We start from the raw sequence: 23429 nt of genomic DNA on the forward strand, positions 1-23429 counted from the left end.
AAAGGGGAGGAAACGGCCGATGTTGACGGTGACTGTGGGGAAATTGTTGGAAGAGCGAGCCAGGCAATATGCGGATCGCGAGGCGGTCGTGTATGCCGACCGCGGCTTGCGTCTGACGTATCGGCAGTTTAACGACTATTGCCGCCTCGTTGCGCGCGGGTTGATACGGCTTGGCATCAAAAAAGGGGAGCATGTCGCCATTTGGGCGACGAACGTCCCGGAATGGATCGCCTGCCAGTTTGCGACCGGCAAAATGGGAGCTGTCCTCGTGACGGTCAATACGAACTACCGCGCGGCGGAGCTTGAGTATTTGCTTCGGCAGTCCGACTCGACGACGCTCTTTTTGATTGAGCAATATCGCGACTCGTCGTATATCGATATTTTATATGAAATCGTTCCCGAGCTGCGCACATCGGCGCCCGGACAGCTGCAATCGAAACGGCTGCCGAAGTTGAAAAACGTGATCTTTCTTGGCGACAAACGGCACCCGGGCATGTTTACATGGAACGACATCTTGGCGATGGCGCACGACGTATCGGAAGAAGAACTCGATGAACGGATGGAGAGCCTCGACCCGCACGATGTGATCAACATGCAATACACGTCCGGGACGACTGGATTCCCGAAAGGGGTGATGTTGACGCATTACAACATCGTCAACAACGCCCACCAAGTGGCGCAATGCATGGGACTTGGCGAAGGCGATCGATTGTGCATTCCGGTGCCGTTTTTCCATTGCTTCGGCTGCGTCATGAGCACGCTTGCATGCGTGACGGTCGGGGCGACGATGGTGCCGGTTGTGGAGTTCCATCCGAAGCGGGTTCTCGAGACGGTGGAAGCGGAGCGGTGCACGGCGCTTCACGGCGTGCCGACGATGTTCATCGCCGAGCTCAACGACCCGGATTTTGCCAAATACGATTTGTCGTCGCTGCGCACGGGCATTATGGCCGGTTCTCCTTGCCCGGTCGAAGTGATGAAGGCGGTCATCGAGAAAATGGGGATGAAAGACATTACGATCGCCTACGGGCAGACGGAAGCGTCCCCAGTCATCACGCAAACGCGCACCGACGATCCGCTTGAGCTGCGTGTCGAAACGGTTGGCCGTGCCTTGCCGGGCGTGGAAGTGAAAATCGTTGAGCCGGGCACGAACAAGGAAGTGCCGCGGGGTGTGCAAGGGGAGCTGTGCACGCGCGGCTATCATGTCATGAAAGGGTATTACAACAACCCGGAAGCGACAAATGAAGCGATCGACCAAGACGGCTGGCTGCATACCGGCGATTTGGCGACGATGGATGAAAACGGTTACTGCCGCATCACCGGCCGGCTGAAAGATATGATCATCCGCGGCGGGGAGAACATTTATCCGCGCGAAATCGAAGAGTTTTTGTACAAACATCCGAAAATTTTGGACGTTCAAGTCGTCGGCGTGCCGGATGAGGTATACGGTGAAGAAGTGATGGCGTGGATCATCTTAAAAGACGGCGAAACGGCGACCGCTGAGGAGATTCGCGAGTTTTGCCGCGGCAACATTTCCCGGCATAAAATCCCGCGTTATATCGAATTTACCGACTCGTACCCGATGACGGCATCTGGGAAAATTCAGAAATTCAAATTGCGGGAAATGGCGAAACAGCGCCTCGGCTTAACAACCTAAGCCTAAACCGCCGCGCCGGGCGGACGAACCGTCCGGCGCCGGCACCTGTACTTTTAAGAAAGGGTGAGACGATGTTTTCGAAAGTGTTGATTGCCAACCGCGGCGAAATCGCCGTCCGCATCATCCGCACGTGCCAAAAGCTCGGCATCCGGACCGTCGCCGTCTATTCCGAAGCGGATGCGGATTCGCTCCACGTCTCGCTCGCGGATGAGGCGTATTTGATCGGCAAGCCGCGCGTCGCGGAAAGCTATTTAAATATCGAAAAAATCATAGAGGTTGCCAAAACGGCGAAAGCGGAGGCGATCCATCCCGGCTACGGGCTGTTGTCGGAAAATCCAGCGTTTGCCCGCCGCTGCGAGGAAGAAGGAATCGTCTTCATCGGTCCGAAGGCGGACGTCATCGCGGCGATGGGCAGCAAAATCGAAGCGCGGCGGACGATGGAACAAGCCGGCGTGCCGATCGTCCCAGGCGTCTCCTTTGCGCTTGATAGCGCCGATGAAGCGGCCAAAGCGGCGGCTTCGATTGGGTATCCAGTCATGCTGAAGGCGTCAGCCGGCGGCGGCGGCATCGGCATGCATATCGCCCGCGACGAAGCCGAGCTGCGCCAGGCGTTTGAAGGAAGCCAAAAACGGGCGGCTTCGTTTTTCGGCGACGGGACGATGTATATCGAAAAATATATCGATCGCCCGCGCCATATTGAAATTCAGCTGCTCGCTGATTCCTACGGCAACTGCGTCTACTTGTGGGAGCGCGAGTGTTCGATCCAGCGCCGCCATCAAAAGGTGGTCGAAGAGGCGCCGTCGCCGTTTTTGGATGAGGAAACACGGCGGAAAATGGGCGAAGCAGCCGTGCGGGCCGCGCGCCATATCGGCTATGCGAACGCCGGCACGATCGAGTTTCTTGTCGATGAGCAAAAAAACTTTTATTTTCTGGAGATGAACACACGCCTGCAAGTTGAACATCCGGTGACGGAAGAAATCACCGGCATCGACATTGTCGAAGAGCAGCTGCGCATCGCCGCCGGCGAGCCGCTTCGTTATCAGCAGGAAGACATCCGCCGCGATGGACACGCCATTGAAGTGCGCATTTATGCCGAAGACCCGAACACGTTTTACCCGTCGCCCGGCCGCATTACGGCGTTTTCCGCCCCACAAGGCGAATGGATTCGTCATGAAACGGCGGTTCAAAGCGGCGCCGCGGTTACGCCGTTTTATGATCCGATGATCGCCAAACTAATCGCCAAAGGACCGGATCGGCAAACGGCGATTGAACGCTTGCTCGAAGCGCTTCGACACTATCGCGTGGAAGGGATTAAAACGAACATTCCGCTGCTTGAGGCCGTGCTGTCCCATCCGGCGTTTCAAGCGGGGGATACGACGACCGATTTCCTTTCGAAGCATTGGAAGCCAGCAAAAGCAAAATGAAGCAGAAACGGAGGAAGACACGATGACCCAAGTAACGGCAACAATGGCTGGAAGTGTATGGAAATTGTTGGTGGCTGTCGGGGATCATGTAGAAGAAGGCCAAGATGTCATCATTTTAGAATCGATGAAAATGGAGATTCCGATTGCGGCTGAGGCGTCCGGCGTCGTGAAGCACATCCACGTGCAGGAAGGAGATTTCGTAAACGAAGGCGACGTGCTTGTCGAGATTGAATAAAGGGGGAGCAGAGCATGAGCCGATGGCCGGCGAAGGTGACGATCAAAGAAGTCGGCCCGCGCGACGGCCTGCAAAACGAAGCAGCGCCGATCGCGACCGCCGATAAAATCGCGTGGATCAACTTATTGTCCGAAACGGGGCTGTCGTACATTGAGGTGACTTCCTTCGTCCATCCGAAATGGATCCCGCAGCTCGCCGATGCCGCTGAGGTCGCAGCCGGCATCGGCCGAAAAGCCGGCGTCACGTATGCGGCGCTCGTGCCGAACGAAAGAGGGCTTGAGCGGGCGTTGGCCGCGGGGATTGACGAAGTCGGCGTCTTTATGTCAGCGAGCGAAACGCACAACCAAAAAAATATTAACAAAACAATCGCTGCCACATTTCCGGTGCTGGAAGCGGTCGTGCAAACGGCAAAACAAGCAGGCAAAACGGTGCGCGGCTACGTTTCCACCGTCTTTGGCTGCCCGTATGAAGGGGCAGTTGCCGTCGATCAAGTGCTGATGGTGGCGGATCGGTTGTTGGCGATGGGGGTTGACGAACTGTCGCTTGGCGATACGATCGGCGTCGCGACGCCCAAGCAAGTGGAGGACGTGCTTGCTGAGGTGCTTCGCCGCTTTCCGGCCGGACGGATTGCCATGCATTTCCATGATACAAGAGGAACGGCGCTTGCCAACATTTTGGTGTCGATGGAGATGGGCATTACGACGTTTGACAGCTCGCTTGGCGGCCTTGGCGGCTGTCCGTACGCTCCCGGAGCGTCGGGAAACGTCGCCACTGATGATTTAGTATATATGCTTCACGGCATGGGGATTGAAACCGGCATCGATGTCGAGCAGCTGACGAAAGCGGCGTTGTTTATCCGCGACAAAATCGGCCGCCCGCTTTCGAGCCGGTATTTGCAAACGGTTTGATCATAAGGGGGGAGAAAACGTGAGCACACTTGTATCGTTTGAAACACAAGAAAACGGCATCGCCATTGTGACATTAAACCGTCCGGAAGCGGCCAATGCGCTTTCAAGAGCGCTTCTTTTCGAGCTTGGCGCGCTCTTTCAGGAGATCAAATTTCGCAAAGACGTGCGCGTTGTCATGTTGACCGGGGCAGGAGACAAGGTGTTTTGCGCCGGCGCTGATTTGAAAGAGCGGGCGGGGATGAATGAAACGGAAGTGCGGCAGGCCGTCGCCTTAATCAGCAAAACGATCAACGAGGTCGAGAAAGTGCCGCAGCCGGTCATTGCCGCGTTAAACGGCTCGGCCTTTGGCGGGGGGCTTGAGCTGGCGCTCGCCTGCGACATCCGGTTTGCCGCCGACGATATCCAGCTCGGGCTGACGGAAACGTCGCTCGGCATCATTCCGGGAGCGGGGGGGACGCAGCGGCTGCCGCGCCTTGTCGGTCTCGGCAAAGCGAAAGAGTTGATTTTTGCCGCCAAACGGATTACAGCGCAGGAAGCCGAGCGAATCGGCCTTGTCGAATACGCCGTGCCGCGCGCCGAGCTCATGGATCGGGCGCTTGAATTGGCGCAGCAAATCGCTGACAATGCGCCGATAGCCGTCCGCCAGGCGAAACGGGCGATCCAAAGCGTATTCAACGTTGATTTGGAGACGGGCCTCGCAATTGAGCAGCTCGCCTATGAGGCGACAATCCCAACGAAAGACCGTCTGGAAGGTCTGCAGGCGTTTAAAGAAAAGCGGAAGCCGGTGTACAAAGGGGAGTAAGCCTGCGCTTGGGCAGGATGAGGCTGTTTGGATAAGGAAAAAGCCGCACGGAGCGCTTGTTCTGCACCGACATTGGCACGACAGCCAAAAACGGCCCCAACCGTGCTCCCGGCCGAACACGCGGGATGGAACAGCAAGATCTATCAAAACAAGGAGGGGAAACAAAGAGATGAAGGAAACAGCCAATCAGCAAGACACGCTCGCAGCGGAGCTGGAGAAAAGAGCGGCGGAAATCAAGAAAGGCGGGGCGCCAAAATATCATGAAAAAAATGCGGCCCAAGGGAAATTGTTTGTCCGCGAGCGGCTGAATTTGCTGCTTGACGATGGCTTGGAAGTGGAAGACGGCTTGTTTGCCAACTGTTTGGCGGATGGCCTGCCGGCTGACGGGGTGGTGACCGGGATCGGCAAAATCAACGGCCGCACCGTCTGCGTGATGGCGAACGATTCGACGGTCAAAGCCGGCTCATGGGGAGCGCGCACGGTCGAAAAAATCATCCGCATTCAAGAGACAGCGGAAAAACTGCGCTGCCCGATCATTTATTTGGTGGACTCGGCCGGCGCCCGCATTACGGACCAACTCGAAATGTTTCCCGGCCGGCGCGGGGCAGGGCGCATTTTTTACAATGAGGTGAAGCTGTCCGGCAAAGTGCCGCAAGTGTGCCTGTTGTTTGGCCCGTCAGCAGCCGGCGGCGCTTATATTCCGGCGTTTTGCGACATCGTCATCATGGTCGAGGGCAACGCCTCGATGTACTTGGGCTCGCCGCGCATGGCGGAAATGGTGATTGGGGAAAAAGTCACGCTCGAAGAGATGGGCGGCGCTCGCATGCATTGCACCGTCTCCGGCTGCGGCGACGTGCTCGTGAAAACCGAAGAAGAAGCGATTGCCTATGCGCGCCGTTATTTGTCATATTTTCCGTCCCATTACGGCGAAAAACCGCCGGTGGTCGAGGCGAAGCCGCCGAAATCGTTTGACAAAACGATCGAGGACATTTTGCCAGAAAACCAAAATGCGCCGTTCAACATGTATGATTTGATTGAGCGGATCATTGACGAAGGATCGTTTTGTGAAATCAAAAAACTGTTTGCGCCAGAAATCATTACGGGACTGGCGCGCCTTAACGGCCAGCCGATCGGCATCATCGCCAACCAGCCGCGCGTCAAAGGCGGTGTCTTGTTCCACGATTCGGCTGATAAAGCGGCGAAATTCATCACGCTTTGCGACGCGTTCCATATCCCGCTTCTGTTTTTGGCCGACGTCCCTGGCTTTATGATCGGCACGAAGGTCGAGCGGGCCGGCATCATCCGCCATGGGGCGAAAATGATCGCCGCCATGTCGGAAGCCACCGTACCGAAGATCTCGGTCATCGTCCGCAAAGCGTACGGCGCCGGGTTGTATGCCATGGCCGGCCCGGCGTTTGAACCGGACTGCTGCCTCGCGCTTCCGAACGCGCAAATCGCCGTCATGGGGCCGGAGGCGGCCGTTAACGCCGTTTATGCGAACAAAATCGCCGAGCTGCCGCCGGAAGAGCGGCCGGCGTTTGTCGAACAAAAACGCGAGGAATACCGGCGCGACATCGATATCTACCGGCTCGCTTCTGAATTGGTCGTTGATGGCATCGTCGCGCCGAACGACTTGCGCGACGAACTCATCCGGCGGTTTGCCGCGTATATGTCCAAATATATGGTCTTTTCCGAGCGGAAACACGGGGTGTATCCGGTTTGAAAAAACTGGATAAACGTCCCCCTTGTCAAACGAAGAAAGATTGTGTATGATAATAATCACCAATCCGCTGCTGCGTTGTGCGTTGTAGAATGAAGTTTCAACCGATGGCAATCAAAAGGGAGTTCTACATTGAAGCGGGAATGTCATGCCCCTTATTCGTCTGCGGGGACGACAGGAACGCTTCTGCGAACACCCACCTGGTGGAGCGTGGTTGAGAAACTGCATTCAGCCGACGGCAACCGCGGCGCGGATTCATGAATGAGAAGCGGGCAAAAGAGTCCGATTGGATGCCAAACATCCAGTCGGACTCTTTTTGTTGCGTATGTTTTTGCCAAGACAATGAAACAATATAGTTGATTTTCCTCGTTTTCATGTTATAATCATATTTCGTGCAGAAATAATTCGCATTGAAACTATTCCAACAAGAAAGATGAAGCAAGGAGGGGGGATGAATGGAAGGAATCAGCCGGGACATCATGTATGCTGTCTTCCGGACGCAAAAGGCGCTTTACCGCCTCATCCGCGAGGACGCGGCTCGCGTCGGAGTGACGGAGGTGCAGCTGATCGTCTTGTATACGCTGTTGAAAACAGAACATATTCGCCTGAATGACTTGGCGGAAAAATTAAATTTAAGCAACAGCAACGTCAGCGGCACGGTCGATCGGCTCGTCGGCGCCGGCCTTGTTGTCCGCGAGCCGTCGAAGCAAGATCGGCGCGCGGTCATTTTGAGTTTGACGGAAAAAGGAAAAGAGACAGTGTCGGAAGCGTTTGGCGAGCAGTCGGTGCTGCGCCGGCGGCTTCGCCGCATTCAAGAACTCGTCTCTCCAGAGGAGATTGAACAGTTTTTGCATCTTCATGAAAAAATTAAAGCGATTTTACTCGGGGAGGAATAGACAGTGAACGTGAAACGATTGGTGGCGCTGAACATCATTGTGCTCATTTTGCTTGTCGGCGGCGGCTTTGCCGCTTACTACTATGTGAACGAAGCGACGAATTACATTAAAACAGACAACGCCCGCATCGACGGCCAGGTCATCTCGGTTGCGGCGCCGCTGTCCGGAAAACTGACATCCTGGCGGGGCGACACGGGAAAAACGTTCTCAGCCGGGGAAGAAATCGGTCAGGTGTTTGACGGCAAAACGACGGTGCCGGTGACAGTGCCTCATCGGATGACCATCGTGCAGCAAAACGCGGTCAAAGACTCGTTTGTCGCCGCGGGGACGCCGCTTGCCCGCGGGTTTGATTTGAACGATTTGTGGGTGACGGCGAATATTGAAGAAACGGATATTGAAGACGTGAAAGTCGGGCAAGACGTCGATATTTATGTCGATGCGTATCCGGACCGCAAATTCAGCGGCAAAGTCGAAAAGATTGGCAATGCGACAGCGAATACGTTCAGCCTGCTGCCGAGCTCCAATGCGACCGGCAACTACACGAAAGTGACCCAAGTGATTCCGGTCACGATTTCCATTGACAATTACAGCGGAGCCGGACTTGTGCCGGGCATGAACGTCACCGTCCGCATCCATAAGTAGGTGATGGGACATGACAACATTTGTCATTGGTTATATTGTGTTTGCCGTTTTGGTTTTGGCGGCGGTCAACATCGCGCTGCGCCGCCGCAAACCGGCTTCAGCTGCAGGGAAGGCGGCGGATGAAGCGGCGGAAGCCAACGCTCAACCGTTAGCGGAAACGAAAGCAGAGCCAGCGGCAGAAACGGATGGGCGCCCGGCCGCTCCAGCCGGGCAAGGCGGCCTCGGGGATATCGGCAGCCGCGGCAAGGTTGTGGCGACGGTCATGCTGGGCGCGTTTGTCGCCATCTTGAACCAAACGTTGATCAACGTCGCCTTGCCGCATATGATGCAAGATTTCAACGTGGAAACGTCGACGATCCAATGGCTCGTGACAGGATATATGCTCGTCAACGGGGTGCTCATCCCGATCAGCCCATTTTTAATCGCGAAGTTTCCAGCGAAACGGCTGTTTTTATCCGGCATGTCGTTTTTCGCCATCGGCGCGTTTGTCTGCTCGATCGCTCCAACCTTTGCCGTCATGCTTGCAGGACGGCTGACGCAGGCGGTCGGGGCCGGCATCATCATGCAGCTGATGATGGTCATTATGTTGTCGATTTTCCCGCCGGAACGCCGCGGAGTGGCCATGGGGACGGTCGGAATCGCCATGATGTTTGCGCCGGCGATCGGGCCGACGCTGTCTGGCTGGATCGTTGAACATTATACATGGCGGCTGTTGTTTTACGTCGTGTTGCCGATCGCGATTGTAGACATTGTGCTTGCCTCCGTCTGGCTGAAACATACGCCGCGTAAAGGCAATCCAGTGCTGGACGTGCAAGGGGCGGTCTACTCCACGATCGGGTTTGGCGGCGTTCTGTATGGCTTCAGCGAGGCCGGAAGCAAAGGATGGGGCGAGACGGAAGTGGTTGTTTCGCTTGTCATCGGCGCCTTGTTCCTCATCATGTTCACATGGCGTTCGCTGCGCTCGGAGCATCCGGTGCTCAATTTCCGTGTGTTCCGCTACCCAGTGTTTACGTTGGCGACCGTCATCGGTTCGGTCATTAACATGGCGATGTTTGCCGCCATGGTCTTGCTTCCGGTGTATTTGCAAAACTTGCGCGGCTTTACGCCGCTTGATGCCGGTTTGCTGTTGCTGCCGGGAGCGATTGTCATGGCGATCATGTCGCCGACTTCCGGCTGGGTGTTTGACCGCATCGGCGCGCGGGCGCTGGCGATCGTCGGCTTGATCATCACCGCGGTCACGACGTGGGAATTCAGCAAGCTGACGATGGATACACCGTACAGCCAGTTAATTTGGCTTTATATTTTCCGCATGTTCGGCATGTCGATGCTCGGAATGCCGATTATGACGGAAGGATTGAACGCCTTGCCGCGCCATTTGTACAGCCACGGCACGGCGATGTCCAATACGATCCGCCAAGTGGCCGCTTCGCTCGGAACGGCGTTCTTGGTGACGATCATGTCCAACCGGGCCAAATTCCATGCGGACATGTACCGAAATGAGATGACGGAAAACAATCCGTTTTTCATGAGCCTTGTCGGCCAGCTGAAGCAGGCGATTCCGAGCGATGAAGCGGTGGTGCAGCTGCTGTATGGGCTCGTGCAGCAGAGATCGACTGTCGAAGGGATTAACGACGCCTTTTTCGTCGCCACCGGCTTGACGGTATTGGCGTTAATGATGGCGTTTTTCTTAAAGGGAAAAAAGCATAAATCGCCATCAGCGTAAACAAAGGAAGCGGCGCAGAAGCCGCTTCTTTTTTTGTTTTATGCCATATGGACAACAATGTTCTTGCTCCCTTTTTGCACACATATACATTATAAAGACAAGCGGATGACAAAAGAGGGGGGGGAGCGCCATGGCGCATTTTGGCTCGAAAGGATGGCTTGTTGCCGAGTTGAAAAAGGCAGGCATCGCCCGCCATCCGGTCGGACGGAAAAAAATTGAGACATACAAAGCAGCCGAGCTGTATGGGCTGTACCGAAAATATGTGCAGAAAACGCGCTAGGCCGGATGAAACATCCGGCTTCTTTTTTGGGCAACCTAAAGGGGAAAGGAGGGAGGCGCGCCTGATGGTTGACAAACGCGCCGGAAGCGATGAAGAAAAAACGGTTTACGGTAGCGGAAGGGGAAACGATCGCCGCCTGTTTAGCGCGAATGAAACAGGAAGGCTACCGCCCCATCCGCCGCATCGAGCAGCCAATTTTCCGCGAAGTGGAAACGAACGGCGAAACGATGGTTGAGCCGTGCGGGCGCATCATTGAATTTGAGGGGGTGCGCGATGAGCCGTAGCAACAGGTCGTTTGCGCCGGCGGGGCTGGGGCTTGCGCCTCGTTTTTGTCTTGAAACGTCGCAACCGAGGAAAGCTGATCAAAAAAACAAAGCCGGAAAGGAATGTCCTTTCCGGTTCAACTGTGCGGCCATTCGCGCGTTTTTTTCGCCTCCCGATGGCCGTTGGTCGGATTGCCGCTTGACGCTTCGTAACCGACTTGGTACACGTATTGTTTCGGGGCATGGATGACGTTGTCCATCCGGTACTGATCTAAGTCGTCTTGAAATTGCCGTTTGCTTTCCCGGTCGCTCATGTTTGCGGCCTCCTTGTCAATATAGTCTGGGGCATTTATAGGGTGTACGATTTGGCCGCGCTTTATCAAAAGCCGTGGATCGTCATGCCGCCGTCAACAAACAGCGTTTGGCCGGTAATGTAGCTGGCCGCATCGGAGGCGAGGAACACAGCCGGGCCGACGAGCTCAGGCAACTCGCCAATCCGCTTGAGCGGCGTGACGGCCAAAATGTCGTTCACATACGCTTCGTCCTCAAGCAGCGTTTTGGTGAGCGGCGTTCGGAAATACCACGGGCCGATCGCGTTGACGCGTATGCCGTAGCGCCCCCACTCAAACGCCAGCACTTTCGTCATTTGGATGAGCGCCGCTTTCGTTGCCGCGTACACAACCCCGGTGCGCAAGGCGACATGGCCGGCGACGGAAGCGATGTTGATGATGTTTCCGCCTTGCTTTTGTTCTTTCATGACGCGACCGGCTTCTTGTGAGACGAGAAACGCCGACTTTAAGTTGGTGTTCATAATCGTTTCCCACTCATGATCCGTCACATCCAAAGCCGGCGTGCGGATGTTCATGCCAGCGTTGTTGACCACGATATCCAGCGAGCCGGTTTGTTGTTTGATGTCGGCGACCGCGTCGTGCACGGCTTGTCGGTCGGTGACATCAAGCGGGTATATGTACGCATTTCGGCCGAGCTGTTCGATATGGCTTGCCGTTTCTTGCAAATCAGCTTCCGTGCGGGCGATGAGCGCTACATCGGCTCCGGCTTCCGCAAACCCGATCGCGATCGCCCGGCCGATGCCGCGTCCGGCTCCGGTCACAAGCGCCGTTTTTCCGTCCAAACGGAATGAAGGCAAAAACATAAGAGTCTCTCCTTTCGAACATGATCATTCGGCTTGTTAGCGGGGGTCCGCATAGTTTCACTATAGCACGGTTGCCCGCCGCCAACGATTTGAGGCGTCGGCCATAGCGGCAAATGGCGAATGGGACGTTGCAGCCGGTTGTCCGGGTCGCTACAATAAAGAAGGGGAAAAATATAAAGAGAAGGAGATGACGCCATGATTCATCACACATGGGCGACCCGGCCGACGATCAAAAAAGTAAAGTGCGTTCACACGAACGCGGAAAAGTACATGGTCAGCAATGTATTGACGCCGGGCAAGGTATATGAAGTAAAAAACGAAACCGACGAGTTTTATTTTGTCATTGACAACAGCGGAAAAGTCGGCGGGTTTTACAAAGATTATTTTGAGGAAGTCAAATGATCGCGCCAATCACCAAGAAAAAACGGATGTCCAAAACAGGGCATCCGTTTTTTCGTGTGCGCCCGGCATGGGTGCAGTCTATAGGGTGAAAGTCCCGAACTGCGAAGGCAGAAGTAGCAGTTAGCTTAACGCAAGGGTGTCTGCGGCGACGCAGAATCTGAAGGAAGCGGGCGGCAAACTTCCGGTCTGAGGAACACGAACTTCATAGGAGGCTGGGTATCATTGGGTGAGTTTGCACGACAAAACGAAGCCCTTTCTGCCGAAGGTGATACCGAGTAAATGAAGCAGATGGATGGAAGGAAAGACTGCACTCTTACCCGGGGAGGTCTGTCCGGGAAGCCAAGTGCGCTTGGCAACCGTTGGAGCGATCCAACGCTGAACGGACAGAAGTCAGCAGAGGTCATAGTACCCGTCTAGCTTAGATAGAAGGGGAAGGACCGAACCATGAAGGAGAACGGCCACTAGGCGTTCATCTTCTTTGATGAAGCAGATAACCCGAAAGGGCCTGCTTGAGGGGGGAAATGGTGAAGTCCATGGGGAACCTCAAGAGGGTGGAGAAGAAGATGGCACAAATAGAACGGACCGTTCACGTAGAGAGGAAGAATCGGAATGTGGATGAAACAGGTAATGTCACGGGAGAATCTCCTGCGAGCACTCAAACAAGTGGAAAAGAATAAAGGGTCCCATGGAACCGATGGAATGTCCGTCAAAGACCTGCGAAGACACCTCGTGGAACATTGGGACGCGATACGGCACGCTTTAGAAGAAGGGACCTACGAACCTTGCCCGGTCCGACGGGTCGAAATCCCGAAACCGAACGGAGGAGTCAGGTTACTAGGAATCCCGACCGTGACAGACCGGTTCATCCAACAGTCCATCGCCCAAGTGCTCACGCCGATCTTTGACCCATCCTTTTCGGAACACAGCTACGGGTTTCGTCCCGGTCGAAGAGGACACGACGCGGTGAAAAAGGCGAAGCAGTATATTCAGGAAGGATATACATGGGTGGTAGATATCGACTTGGAAAAGTTCTTTGATCGAGTCAACCATGACAAACTGATGGGGATATTAGCGAAACGAATTCCAGACAAAATCCTCCTAAAGTTGATACGGAAGTATCTACAGGCAGGGGTCATGATCAACGGGGTGGTCATGGAAACACAAGAGGGGACTCCACAAGGAGGGCCGCTCAGTCCACTCCTGTCCAACATTCTCCTGGATGAGCTGGACAAAGAATTGGAAAAACGAGGGCACAAGTTTGTACGGTATGCGGATGACTGCAATATCTACGTAAGGACGAAGAAGGCCGGGGAACGGGTGATGAAATCGATCACGGCATTCATCGAAAAGAAACTCCGGCTGAAAGTCAACGAAACCAAATCGGCAGTGGATCGTCCGTGGAGGAGAAAATTCCTCGGTTTTAGCTTCACCCCAAATAAGGAGCCAAAAATCCGAATTGCAAAGGAAAGCATTCGGCGCATGAAGCAAAGGATACGCACCATGACGAGCCGATCGAAACCGATTCCCATGCCCGAACGAATCGAACAGCTCAATCAATACATTCTGGGATGGTGTGGATACTTTTCGCTAGCAGAGACCCCAAGTGTGTTCAAAGAACTAGATGGATGGATTCGACGAAGGCTGCGCATGTGCCAATGGAAAGAGTGGAAACTTCCGAGAACCAGAGTCCGAAAACTGCAAAGTTTAGGAGTGCCCAAGCAGAAAGCATATGAATGGGGAAACACTCGGAAGAAATATTGGAGAGTGGCCGCCAGTCCCATCCTGCATAAAGCCCTTGGCAACTCCTATTGGGAGAGCCAAGGGCTGAAGAGTCTTTATCAACGATATGAATCTCTGCGTCAGACTTAATGGAACCGCCGTATACCGAACGGTACGTACGGTGGTGTGAGAGGACGAGGGTTAGTCACCCTCTCCTACTCGATTCAGCCGACGGCGCTTTGTTCTGCCGTCGGCGGTCCCACCCGACTTGCCGGCAACGTGATCGTCAACGTCGTCCCTTTTTGTACGGCGCTTTCGATCGTCCACGTTCCTCCCATTTGTTCGATGATTTTGACGGCGACCATCGCACCAAGCCCAGTGCCTTTTTCTTTTGTGCTGAAGTATGGCTCGCCGAAGCGGCGCACTTGTTCTTTCGTCATGCCAACGCCGTTGTCGGAAATGGTGATGACGACTGATGCCCCCCGGTTCTCGGCCGCAACATGGAGCGTGCCGCCGTTTGGCATCGCCTCAATGCTGTTTTTCAACAAGTTGAGAAAACACTGTTGGAAATATTGTACGTTTCCGATGACGACACCATGTTCGAGGGAAGAGGATACATGGATCGAATGCATGTGCGCCATTGGCGTAATCATTTGCAGCACTTTCTGAAGCTGGGTGGCGACATCAATCGGCTCAGTCTCTTTTGGCGCCGGTTTGGCAAACGTCAAATAGTCGCGGATGATGGCTTCCGCCCGCTCGAGTTCCTCTAAGGCGATGCGAATGTAGCGCTCTTCGGTTTCGCGCGGCAACCGACCCGTTTGCATCAGCTGGATGAACCCTTTGACGACGGTGAGCGGGTTGCGGATTTCATGGGAAATGCTGGCCGCCATTTGGCTGACGATCTGCATTTTTTCCATCTTCATCAGCTCTGCCCGAGCGAGCTGTGCCTCATGAAGCGTCTCCATCAAATAGACAGCGAACATCATGACGAATGGCGGCATTATAATGAAATACGCGATATACGGCCTCGTTACCGGAAAATCAGCAACAATCACGGCGACAAATGTCGTGAGCACCGCGAGCAAAAACGTCAGCCAAAGCGACATAACGAGCTTGCTCGGCCGCGGCAGCTTGCGAAACAGCGGCGAGGCGGCCGCCGCTATGGCAAACATGATGGCGTAAACGATCAAGGTGAGCGGTTGAAATCCGTACAAAACGGTGCGCGCCAGCATCAAGACAACAAACAGCACCGCCCCGACCGCGCCGCCGCCATACAATGTCCCAAGCAAAAACGGAATTTGCCGGAAATCATGGACGCACAGCGGATCCATGTAAATCGGAAATTTCATGCACAAAACGGCCGCCAACGCCAAACAAATCCCAAGCAGCGCCCGGCCATAGAGCGGGCGCTGCCGGATCGCTCGACTATGGTCATAAATAAACGAAAAGGCAAAGATCGTGACTAAAATATAAAATAAGTTGTTCAGGACGTGCTGGTTAATGTATAAACCGGCCATACGAAAAATCTCCTAACTGAATAGACATCATCACCTTTCATTATAGCGGAAAGAGATTGAAAGAAAAATATGCATTGGCTATGTCCGGTCTTTCAGCAGCCAAACCGCCAAGGCGCCAAGGAGCGGCAGCGAGCGTAAACGAAGCCGCCGTCGAGCGCAAAATCGGAAAGAGCGCCGGGATGACCGCCTGCATCGCATCGTTCAAAAAGTGGCCGAGGCTGATGCGAACAAAATCGGGTAGACGGTCATGCTGACGGCGCTTGTTCGTTCCGTATGAACCCCCATCGTTCTCCCCCGTTCCAACCATAGATCTTAATATGGCTAAATTATACTTGATCCTTGCCACCAGAGAAAGCCCCATTTCCCAGCGTGAGCGCAGGCAAGAGGGCGCTTCATTTTTGTCTTTTCAATCGCCAGCGCGGTAATTCAGCTTTTCTTTTCCAGATGCACTGATGACGAGCTCGACGTTTACGAATAGCGTGTTGTTATGGAGTGGGATGAGGCCGTTGATCTGATGTTTTTTCCAGAGATCCGGACGCTGGCGATACAGCTGCTCCGACAGATTCAATAGATCGATCTGCTGCTTCTTGCCAAGTTCATACAAGCGGCGGATCTCCTGCTTCACCGTTTGTTCCGCCAGTTTGGTCAGTTGTTTTCGTGAGAGCGGTTCACGCAGTTCGATGATGGCGCCTTGCGCCTGCACTTGGACAGTAAACGCAGGCTCTCCACTCTTCACTTTGATCGACCATTTCGTTTTCGGGTCCCGGACGACAAGAGAGGCGACCGTTTTCCCTTTTTGTTTGACATAAATCGGGGTGCGGCGAATGTCGTGTTCGAGCCAGCGAAGTCCCTCTAGATCGGAACGGCGGACACATTGCTGCAGGCTGTAATGGTGGACAAAACACACGCCGGAAACAGCGAGCATCGGTTTCGGCTTTTTATTTTCGATCCAGCGCCGGCGGTCGAGCGTTAAATACGGAAGCCTTGCCGTATCGGCTTTTTCATCCATATCGACAATCAGCCGGCTGAGCCGGATCGGGCGGATGAACGAACTTTGTTGAAAGATTTCTTCCGGGTTGGACAACAGCGAATAATAGGAGGAAGCGTTTAACAGCGGCGTCGCTTCAAACAGCTCGGAAAGCGGCTCATCGGTGGCGTACACCCATGCTGTATGGCGAATTTCGTTGTAACGGTTCAGCACATCGATCACATCGGCCACGATGCCTTTTTGCAAGGCCCGTTTGGTAAAGACAATGCTTTTTACATGGCCCCATGACACCCTTTGTTGAATGGAAGGGTAGATTTTGTCGGTCGCGATATTAAACGTTTCGCCAGCGGCTTTGCCGATGGAAACGGCCGCTTTCTCTTTGCCGCCTCCGGCCTCGACTTTGGCGAGGGCGGTGAAACCAACCAGCTGGACGTAGGCGATCACTTGGCCATCTTTATAATCCACCCCAATGGCATGAATATACACAATATGATCGATGTTGCGCGTATCCCAACAGCCGCTGAGCAAGATGACGGAAGCGATGATGGGAAAGAGCCGCTTCCTCATTTTTGTTCCCTCTCTTTCGCAATGAGATCGTTGGGACGCACAATGCGGTCGCGCGTGCGGAACTGTTTCCATGTGCTCGGGATAAATACTTTCCCGATATCTTTTGAGGGCGGCGCCAGCGGCGTGAGATACGGAACGCCGCAGGTGCGCAAGTTGACCGCATAAGTCAAGATGAAAAACAGCGACAGAATGAAGCCAAACAGGCCAAGAACGGTGGAGACCGTCAGGACAATAAAGCGCAGCAAGGTGACACTGCCGGCCATGTTTTGATTGACGAGCGTGAATGTCGAGATGACGGAAATGGCGGCAATGACGAGTGTGGCCGGGGCGGCGAGCCCGGCGTTGATCGCCGCCTGGCCGATGATTAAGCCGCCGACGACGGACAGCGTCTGCCCGATGGCGATTGGCAGCCGCATCCCGGCTTCCTTAAACACCTCAAACAAAATCATCATCACAAACATCTCCAGCGGCACCGGAAGCGGCACTCCTTGGCGCGACAAAATGAGCGTCGCCAGCAAGGTGAACGGAAGCTGGTCCGGATGGAACGAAGTCAAGGCGACCCAGGCGCCCGGCAAATAAATGGCGACCGAAGTGCCGACGAGCCGGAGCAGGCGCTGAAATACGACAAACAAGAAAAACGTGTTGTTGTCTTCCGACGTGTTCAGCAAAAAGGTTAAATTGCCCGGGCCGATCAAGGCGGTCGGCGCCCCGTCGACCAAGATGATAAAACGGCCGTTGAGGAGCGAATTGACGGCAAAATCGGGCCGCCCGGTATAACCGAACATCGGGAACAAAGAAAACCGGGTGTCGGACAACCACTCTTCAATTTGGTTGGTGCTTGTCACCGAGTCGATGTACAAACTGAGCAGACGGCTTCTCACCTCATCGATGATGGCCGTGTTGGCAATATCATCGACATAGAGGAGCCCCACTTTTGTCTGACTGCGCGTGCCGATGACAAACGGTTCATAGACGAGCCGGTGCGAGCGCAGCCGCTTGCGGATGAGCGCCACGTTTTTGCTGATTTCTTCGATAAATCCATCTTTGGGTCCGCGGATCGATACTTCCGTGTTCGGCTCTTCCGGGTCGCGGTTTGGCGGGCTGGCGAGCGGCATCGTGTACAAGACATCGGCTTCGTGAAAATAAATGAGCAAATCGCCGCTAAACAGCCTGAAGTTGAGATCATCGATCCGCACTTCTTTTCCCATATACTCAAGCGCCGCCGGTTTGCGGGCCTCGATGTCGGCGGCCGAAAAGCATGGATGGTGTTCGCACAGCGCGCGGAACATCGGATAGATGGCTTTTTGCAGCATTTGCGTATCGCACAGTTCCTCGCAATAAATAAACAGCAAGTGCACGACAGCCGCCGAGCCGTCAGGCAAAGAGGATGGAATCGCGGCTTCCGTCATGATGACGTCAGGGCATTTGGCGTACATCGTGCGCAACGCCTCTTCGGAGATGATGACGGTCTCGAGCCCTGTGTAATCGTCTTTCAACCGCTTGCCTTCGGCGGCGCGCATCGGTCGTTTCATCATGTCATCCCTCTTTTCTTTTTGCGATATGCCAACAAAGCGAAACCACTTAACACAACGGACAGCGCAAGACTAAACAGCAGCGATGCCGGCAGCACCCCATGTTTGACAACATGCAAAAACTGTTCATCGCTGACCGGCGCCAGCGCCGCCAATGTGATCGCCAAGTAAAGGACAATGAGCACCCAACGGCGGGTTTGCGGATGGCGGATCGGAAACAATTCTACAATCAGCGCTGTCGATAAGGAGATGCGGATGAAAGCGCCGGACAGCCATTGATAGACCGACAGAAAGTCCACATGCTCAATGTACGTCCCTAAACTGACCATCCGCCATTGCTCAAACGCCGGATAGCGAAGGCGCGTCGCCTGCTCGGGGCCAAATTCGGTGATGGCGCCAATCGTCGGCCCGATGCTCAGCCCGGCTGTGAAAACAGCGATGGCGGCAAGCGTTTTCCATGAAAATGGGCGGGGCAGGCGATGGGAGAGAAACAAAAGAACGATCACCTCCGCATATCCCGCTCCGGCGTACATCATGCCGTTGAGCACAGGTCCAACACCATGTTCAAGCGCTGGTCTGAGCAGTGAATAATCTTTATGAGGCGTGGTCGAGAGCATAACGAAAAAACCAAACACGATGACGAACGGGCAAATGATCATGGAAGTGTTGGCAATCGAGTCGATGCCTTGGTACGAGTTATAAAAACAAACGGCCACGATGACAAGAATCAGCGCCCATCTCGGCGTCGCCGTCAAATAAGAGGTGGTGGTGAACGTGACCGTATCGTTTAACGTGACAAAACTATGAAGAAGCAAAAAAGCGCTGCTGACACCGGCCACCGCATAAGCAGCCGCGCTCGAAAACCGGCTTTTCAGCCAGTCAAACAGCCGCTCCCCGTTCAGCTGCTTGGCGATGAAATAAAGAAGCGGCAGCCAAACGAGCAAACCTGCCAACGCTCCCAAGGCGGCGATCCACGCATCGCGGTGGGCGGCCTCAAGCATAAAGGGGATGATGATGACATGATTCATCAGCCCGACCGACAGCATGACCATAAATAACAGTTGCAGAGCGCTAAGCGGCTGTCCGTTCATCATGAATCCCTTTCTTTCCATGCAATCTCTAGAACGATAGTGTTTCCAGTCTAGGGGAATTTATCCGCGCAAACGGCAACCCAACAGCGAAACTTCTCAGGCGGCAGGGGGCACAATACAGGGAAGAAAGGGCGAACATCAACGGCATGCAAGGGGGGCGCAGCATGAAATGGCTTCATTTGACGATCGGCGTGAAGATTTCCAGCTGCCGCCCCACCCGGTGTATGTCCCGGTGACGCTGATCCGCGATGGCCAGCTGTTGGCAGACGAATTAGCGGAGCTTGGGAAAACGGAGCAATGGCTGGCCGCCAAACTGCAAAAACAAGGAATTGCCTCGCCAAAAGACGTGTTGATCGCCGAGTGGCTCGAAGGAGATGGGCTGTTTGTTCAGACGTATCAGCCCGCCGAGCGGCAACGGTCAACGCGGCGGCAAACGGCGCCGGAATGAGATGAAGAAAGAATCCGGGAATGGATTCTTTCTTTATTTTGGAAAAAATTCTTGCCTTTCTTCTGTTTTATGTGTACTATTGGTTATAGTACGGTTGTGACAATGAGAGGAGGAGGGGAGATGTTTGAGCTCGATTTGCGAAGCCGCCAGCCGATTTACGAGCAGCTGATTGACAAAATGAAAGAAATGATCGTTCGCGAACTATGGCAGCCGCACGATCAGCTGCCATCGGTCAGGACGATGGCGAAACAGCTGATGATCAACCCAAATACGATTCAAAAAGCGTACCGCGAACTGGAGCGCGACGGCTGGATTTATTCGATTCCAGGGAAAGGCAGTTTCGTCGCCCCGCGTTCAAAAGAACCAAACATCGAGGCGGTCGCCGCGGTCCGTGAGCAGTTTGTCCGCCTTGTCAAGGAAGCGCGGTTTTTAGGGGTGACGAATGAGCAGTTATGGCAATGGATTCGAGAAGGGGAAGAAAGAGGGGGAGGATCGTGATTCAACTTGTGGACGTGACGAAAACGTTTGATCGGTTTGCGGCCGTCAAGGGCGCGAACATGATGGTGCCAAAAGGAGCGATTTACGGGCTGCTCGGCCCGAACGGCGCCGGAAAAACGACGCTGCTCAAGATGATGGCCGGCATTCTCCGCCAAGATCGCGGAACGATTGCAGTGGACGGGGAGGATGTGTGGGAAAATGTCCGCATCAAGCAACGCCTTTTGTTTTTGCCGGACTTTGTTTACTTTTTTCCGCACGCGACGATTCGCCAAATGGCGGATTTTTACGAGCAACTGTACCCTTCGTTCAGCCGCGGACGGTTTCTGGAATTGCAGTCCGTCTTTGCGCTTGATCCAAACAAAAAGATTCAGCAGTTTTCCAAAGGCATGCAGCGCCAGGCGGCGTTTTGGCTTGCTTTTTCCGTCCGGCCGGACGTGCTTATTATGGATGAGCCGCTTGATGGGCTCGACGTATTCGTCCGTCGCCATGTGAAACAGCTGTTAATCGATGAAGTAGTAGAACGGGAAATGACCGTTGTCATCTCGTCGCACAATTTGCGCGAGCTCGAAGATTTATGCGACATCGTCGGATTGATGGCGCAAGGGACCGTACGGATGGAGCGTGATTTAAACGAGCTGCGCGCGGGGATGCATAAGCTGCAAGCCGCCTTTCGCGGCGGGTTTCCGAGCGAGTTGGCCGAACGGCTTGACATCGTGCATCGCGAGGAGCGCGGCAGCATCGTTCTTCTTATTGTCCGCGGGGAAAAGCGGCGCATAGAGGAGACGGTCCGCGCATTTCATCCTCTCATCCTTGATGTGCTGCCGCTGTCGCTTGAAGAAATTTTTATGTATGAAATGGGGGGCGATGCTCATGTCCGTGAAACAGTGGTCGGCTAACCGCGCCATGTGGGGGCAAAATCTTCGTCAAATCGGCTGGATTGCCATCATTCACTGGCTGCTATGGCTGGCGGCGATTGTGCTGCCGATGGCGCTCGCGTATTCTCAATATGACCCAAAGGTCGGCAATATTCCGCAATGGTACAGTGTGTATGATATAGCCAATGGAATGGAAGCGCTGTGCGCTTGGCTCGTTCCGATTTTGGCGGCGGCCGGCGTGGTTCGCTATATGCATGAGAAACGGTCGGCTGATTTCATCCATAGCTTGCCCATCCGCCGCACCGAACTGCTTGCCGGGCAGATGCTTATTGGATGGCTCTTTTTGGCGGTTCCGCTCGTGTTGACCGCCTTGGTTGCGATCGGATGTCTGTACGGACTTGATCTCCCGTGGCCGATTGGAGCGGGGGATGTGGGACGATGGCTTGGCGAGACGCTTGTCGTAGAGACGATGATTTTTGCGCTAGGTGTCATGGTCGGCGTGCTCGTCGGCCAATCGATCGTTCATATTGTGTTAACGAATATTGCTCTCTTTTTTCCGACAGGCATCATGGTGCTGCTGTTTAGCAATTTGCCGTTATGGTTGTATGGATTCCCCGATGGGTACTATTTATCGGGAAATCTGATGGATTGGGCGCTGCCGATTCGTTACAAGATGCTGACGGATCAGGCGATGAGCGCGGGGGAAGCCGGACTGTTGCTGCTGTTGTCGCTTCTGTTTTTCGGGGTGTCCATTTGGTTGTACGAGCGGCGGCCGACGGAAGCGGCCGGACAGGCGCTCGCCTTTTCAGTGCTTCGCCCACTGTTTGTGTATGGAGTGGCGTTTTGCATGTGCTTGACCGGCGGGTTCTACTTTGGACAAGTCCAACGGCAGTGGGGATGGATCATCTTTGGGTATGTTGCGTTTTCGCTTATCGGGTATGCCGTTGCGCAAATGGTCGTGATGAAAACATGGCGTGTTTTTCATAAATGGAAAGGGTATATCGCCTTTGCCGCTGTGATGTCGGTCTTATTTTTGACTGTGCGCCTTGATCCGGTTGGATATGTGAGACACGTTCCGAATTTGTCCGATATTGAGAAAGTCTATTTCGGCCAGTCGGTGATGAATTGGCAAAATCCTAACTTGATGGAAAGAGAGTTTGAAGCATTCGATCAGTTTTTGCGCACGAAGGACAACATCAAAGCTGTCAGGGCGCTTCATGCGCAGCTTGTGCACGATCAGCCGCTCCCGTCACGTTTTGGCAACGTCCGGCCGATTGTGATCGGGTATGTGCTCAAAGACGGCACGCGTCTCCTCCGCCGCTACGAAGTGCCGATTGAACCGTACATGCTGTATTTTCAGCGCATCATGGGTTCAAACGAATATAAGCAGCAATATTATTTGCTCCTTCGCCCGAGCTATTCTCCGATCCGCCAAGTGACGATCCGCAATGTCGAAACGGGGCGTCCGGTGGTCGTGCTGGCCGATCCGAAGGAGATCGAGTCGTTTGTCCAGGCGCTCAAACAAGATTTGTGGAATGAGCCGGTGGAGGACATCATCCGCGGGGGGAGCACATGGCAGGGGGATATTGAATTGCTGCAAAGCGACGGCGATTCGTTTACCGTTCCCTTATCTTCACACAGCACCCATGTTCGCGAATGGTTGCAACAACAGCATCATTGGGAGCAAATACAGAAAAGGTAATGCCCAATGAAGAGGAAAGGTGTCCCGTTGCTTTTGGGGCACCTTCCTCTTTTTGCCTCCGGCTGTTGGTCAAGACGTTTTGTTTTTTCGTTTCCACATCCAAACGTTCAATAGATCGAGCAACAGCAAAAAAATGAACAAGGATAAAATAAATAGTTCCGGCGCTTCCATTACCCGAAAGGGATTCAGCACGATATGCAACGATTGATGCAAGGTCATCCCCATCAACTGATCCATGCTTACCATCGTTCCTAGGGCGAGCAAGGCAAACATCAGCCAAACAACAATTAGTTTCATGGCGTTCCACCTGCTGTTTTTCTTTAGTTTTTGCTATTGATTCAAAACCGATGCACGGGCGTATGCCCTCCCGATTTCGTGTCCATAATGAGG

Annotated in this window: 24 protein-coding genes, 1 other RNA gene and 1 pseudogene; 18 read left to right on the forward strand and 8 right to left on the reverse strand. The window is 54.2% G+C overall.

Annotation, left to right across the window (positions count from 1 at the left end):
- The first annotated feature begins 19 nt into the window (after positions 1-19).
- From QWV57_RS07955 to QWV57_RS08010, 12 genes are all read left to right on the forward strand, one after another.
- A complete protein-coding gene (locus QWV57_RS07955; protein WP_301101745.1) occupies positions 20-1654 on the forward strand; it encodes an AMP-binding protein in 1635 nt (544 codons plus the stop codon).
- Positions 1655-1725: 71 nt separating this feature from the next.
- Positions 1726-3078: an acetyl-CoA carboxylase biotin carboxylase subunit gene (accC, locus tag QWV57_RS07960; RefSeq protein WP_020755510.1), complete on the forward strand. Its 1353-nt coding sequence runs from the start codon at positions 1726-1728 to the stop codon at positions 3076-3078.
- A gap of 22 nt (positions 3079-3100) precedes the next feature.
- The gene (locus QWV57_RS07965; RefSeq protein WP_014195717.1) at positions 3101-3313 is read left to right on the forward strand and encodes an acetyl-CoA carboxylase biotin carboxyl carrier protein subunit; all 213 of its coding nucleotides are present in this window, start codon (positions 3101-3103) and stop codon (positions 3311-3313) included.
- Between the two features lie 14 nt (positions 3314-3327).
- Complete coding sequence (locus tag QWV57_RS07970; protein WP_301101748.1) at positions 3328-4221, forward strand: hydroxymethylglutaryl-CoA lyase; 894 nt, start codon at positions 3328-3330, stop codon at positions 4219-4221.
- Between the two features lie 19 nt (positions 4222-4240).
- Complete coding sequence (locus QWV57_RS07975) at positions 4241-5023, forward strand: enoyl-CoA hydratase (RefSeq protein ID WP_033012204.1); 783 nt, start codon at positions 4241-4243, stop codon at positions 5021-5023.
- 169 nt (positions 5024-5192) lie between these two features.
- Positions 5193-6746: an acyl-CoA carboxylase subunit beta gene (locus tag QWV57_RS07980; protein ID WP_301101752.1), complete on the forward strand. Its 1554-nt coding sequence runs from the start codon at positions 5193-5195 to the stop codon at positions 6744-6746.
- Positions 6747-6809: 63 nt separating this feature from the next.
- Positions 6810-6998: non-coding RNA, 6S RNA (gene ssrS, locus QWV57_RS07985), on the forward strand.
- Positions 6999-7198: 200 nt separating this feature from the next.
- Complete coding sequence (locus tag QWV57_RS07990; protein ID WP_060787796.1) at positions 7199-7639, forward strand: MarR family winged helix-turn-helix transcriptional regulator; 441 nt, start codon at positions 7199-7201, stop codon at positions 7637-7639.
- Between the two features lie 3 nt (positions 7640-7642).
- The gene (locus QWV57_RS07995) at positions 7643-8281 is read left to right on the forward strand and encodes an HlyD family secretion protein (RefSeq protein WP_301101754.1); all 639 of its coding nucleotides are present in this window, start codon (positions 7643-7645) and stop codon (positions 8279-8281) included.
- Between the two features lie 10 nt (positions 8282-8291).
- Positions 8292-10004 carry a DHA2 family efflux MFS transporter permease subunit gene (locus tag QWV57_RS08000; RefSeq protein WP_301101756.1) on the forward strand — a complete coding sequence of 571 codons (1713 nt, stop codon included), beginning with the start codon at positions 8292-8294 and terminating at the stop codon, positions 10002-10004.
- A gap of 130 nt (positions 10005-10134) precedes the next feature.
- On the forward strand, positions 10135-10284 hold the full coding sequence (locus tag QWV57_RS08005) for a DUF2639 domain-containing protein (protein ID WP_079936670.1): 150 nt from the start codon (positions 10135-10137) through the stop codon (positions 10282-10284).
- 89 nt (positions 10285-10373) lie between these two features.
- Positions 10374-10568: an NETI motif-containing protein gene (locus QWV57_RS08010; RefSeq protein ID WP_033015194.1), complete on the forward strand. Its 195-nt coding sequence runs from the start codon at positions 10374-10376 to the stop codon at positions 10566-10568.
- Between the two features lie 116 nt (positions 10569-10684).
- On the opposite strand, the gene QWV57_RS08015 is transcribed toward QWV57_RS08010, so the two are convergent.
- Both QWV57_RS08015 and QWV57_RS08020 read right to left on the reverse strand, forming a co-directional pair.
- A complete protein-coding gene (locus QWV57_RS08015) occupies positions 10685-10861 on the reverse strand; it encodes a hypothetical protein (protein WP_164832316.1) in 177 nt (58 codons plus the stop codon).
- Positions 10862-10926: 65 nt separating this feature from the next.
- A complete protein-coding gene (locus tag QWV57_RS08020; protein WP_020754836.1) occupies positions 10927-11700 on the reverse strand; it encodes an SDR family NAD(P)-dependent oxidoreductase in 774 nt (257 codons plus the stop codon).
- A gap of 195 nt (positions 11701-11895) precedes the next feature.
- Between QWV57_RS08020 and QWV57_RS08025 the strand changes: the two genes are divergently transcribed.
- Positions 11896-12102 carry a DUF6501 family protein gene (locus QWV57_RS08025; protein WP_014195730.1) on the forward strand — a complete coding sequence of 69 codons (207 nt, stop codon included), beginning with the start codon at positions 11896-11898 and terminating at the stop codon, positions 12100-12102.
- 609 nt (positions 12103-12711) lie between these two features.
- Positions 12712-13971, forward strand: a complete 1260-nt coding sequence (gene ltrA, locus QWV57_RS08030) for a group II intron reverse transcriptase/maturase (RefSeq protein ID WP_301101766.1) — start codon at positions 12712-12714, stop codon at positions 13969-13971.
- Between the two features lie 74 nt (positions 13972-14045).
- Here ltrA and QWV57_RS08035 read toward each other — a convergent pair whose 3' ends face one another.
- From QWV57_RS08035 to QWV57_RS08055, 5 genes and pseudogenes are all read right to left on the reverse strand, one after another.
- Positions 14046-15338: a sensor histidine kinase gene (locus tag QWV57_RS08035; protein WP_301101768.1), complete on the reverse strand. Its 1293-nt coding sequence runs from the start codon at positions 15336-15338 to the stop codon at positions 14046-14048.
- A 148-nt stretch (positions 15339-15486) separates the two neighbouring features.
- A pseudogene (locus QWV57_RS08040) lies at positions 15487-15623 on the reverse strand (MFS transporter); the annotation flags it as partial.
- A gap of 121 nt (positions 15624-15744) precedes the next feature.
- Entirely contained in the window at positions 15745-16893 is a 1149-nt protein-coding gene (locus QWV57_RS08045; RefSeq protein ID WP_301101770.1) for a Ger(x)C family spore germination protein, read from the reverse strand.
- Positions 16890-18425 (reverse strand): spore germination protein, encoded by a 1536-nt coding sequence (locus QWV57_RS08050; protein ID WP_301102044.1) that lies wholly within the window; start codon positions 18423-18425, stop codon positions 16890-16892. The genes QWV57_RS08045 and QWV57_RS08050 overlap by 4 nt, the downstream gene beginning before the upstream one ends.
- Positions 18425-19516 (reverse strand): GerAB/ArcD/ProY family transporter, encoded by a 1092-nt coding sequence (locus tag QWV57_RS08055; RefSeq protein ID WP_301102046.1) that lies wholly within the window; start codon positions 19514-19516, stop codon positions 18425-18427. The genes QWV57_RS08050 and QWV57_RS08055 overlap by 1 nt, the downstream gene beginning before the upstream one ends.
- A gap of 169 nt (positions 19517-19685) precedes the next feature.
- Here QWV57_RS08055 and QWV57_RS08060 point away from each other — a divergent pair, with 169 nt between their 5' ends.
- The 4 genes from QWV57_RS08060 to QWV57_RS08075 all read left to right on the forward strand — a co-directional run bounded on the left by QWV57_RS08060 (position 19686) and on the right by QWV57_RS08075 (position 23039).
- Positions 19686-19964, forward strand: coding sequence for a YetF domain-containing protein (locus QWV57_RS08060; RefSeq protein WP_020754843.1), 279 nt, complete (start codon positions 19686-19688; stop codon positions 19962-19964).
- 120 nt (positions 19965-20084) lie between these two features.
- On the forward strand, positions 20085-20462 hold the full coding sequence (locus QWV57_RS08065; protein WP_223810906.1) for a GntR family transcriptional regulator: 378 nt from the start codon (positions 20085-20087) through the stop codon (positions 20460-20462).
- Positions 20459-21358: an ABC transporter ATP-binding protein gene (locus QWV57_RS08070; RefSeq protein WP_033005452.1), complete on the forward strand. Its 900-nt coding sequence runs from the start codon at positions 20459-20461 to the stop codon at positions 21356-21358. Before QWV57_RS08065 ends, QWV57_RS08070 begins: the two co-directional genes overlap by 4 nt.
- Positions 21333-23039 carry an ABC transporter permease gene (locus QWV57_RS08075; protein WP_060787789.1) on the forward strand — a complete coding sequence of 569 codons (1707 nt, stop codon included), beginning with the start codon at positions 21333-21335 and terminating at the stop codon, positions 23037-23039. The genes QWV57_RS08070 and QWV57_RS08075 overlap by 26 nt, the downstream gene beginning before the upstream one ends.
- Positions 23040-23108: 69 nt before the next feature.
- Here QWV57_RS08075 and QWV57_RS08080 read toward each other — a convergent pair whose 3' ends face one another.
- The gene (locus tag QWV57_RS08080; RefSeq protein ID WP_020754848.1) at positions 23109-23336 is read right to left on the reverse strand and encodes a YczF family membrane protein; all 228 of its coding nucleotides are present in this window, start codon (positions 23334-23336) and stop codon (positions 23109-23111) included.
- Positions 23337-23429: the final 93 nt, after the last annotated feature.

The sequence above is a fragment of the Geobacillus zalihae genome (genome assembly GCF_030414215.1).
Taxonomy (GTDB): domain Bacteria; phylum Bacillota; class Bacilli; order Bacillales; family Anoxybacillaceae; genus Geobacillus; species Geobacillus zalihae.